Origin of the sequence: Pseudidiomarina fusca, assembly GCF_032227045.1 — a bacterium.
GTDB lineage: Bacteria > Pseudomonadota > Gammaproteobacteria > Enterobacterales > Alteromonadaceae > Pseudidiomarina > Pseudidiomarina fusca.
In genome coordinates, this window is record NZ_JANFPJ010000107.1 from 1 (window position 1) to 472 (window position 472).

Consider the following 472-nt stretch of genomic DNA (forward strand, 5'->3'; position numbering starts at 1 on the left):
AAGTGCGGTTAGCTTTTCCCAAATAATGTAATCCGGGTGGTAAGCCTCCACTGCTGCTTTCGGTAAGGTGTGTGACTTTGAAACCTCATCTATTTCTGACAGGTAAGTCGTTACCGGCTTAGAAACCGTCGGCCGGCCCCGGTTACGGCCGCCAAATTCGAGCAGTACATGCTCTAACTGATATGAATCATCCTGGAATGCCACATGTGGGAAGTGGACGTTGATTTTCTCACCACCAGAGCCCTCTTCAATTTCAGCGCTCAGCCCCTCAATACCATAATCTGAAAGTCTTCCGTTCAACCTTTGAACAAACTCATTGGTCCAACCTTCTAAACGATCTCTCTGCTCCCGTCTAAACTTACGTTGCTGACTGGGATTTCGTGTTGTTTGCTCCCATGCGACAGCTTCATCATCTGATTCTGCTAAATCAGCCCAATGAATCGATAAATCAATATCCTCAGAGAATCGCTCA

1 protein-coding gene is annotated in these 472 nt (G+C 46.8%); it reads right to left on the reverse strand.

The window, feature by feature from the left end:
- On the reverse strand, positions 1–472 hold a 472-nt coding region (locus tag NOG12_RS13285), incomplete at both ends, for a nucleotidyl transferase AbiEii/AbiGii toxin family protein (protein ID WP_313933520.1).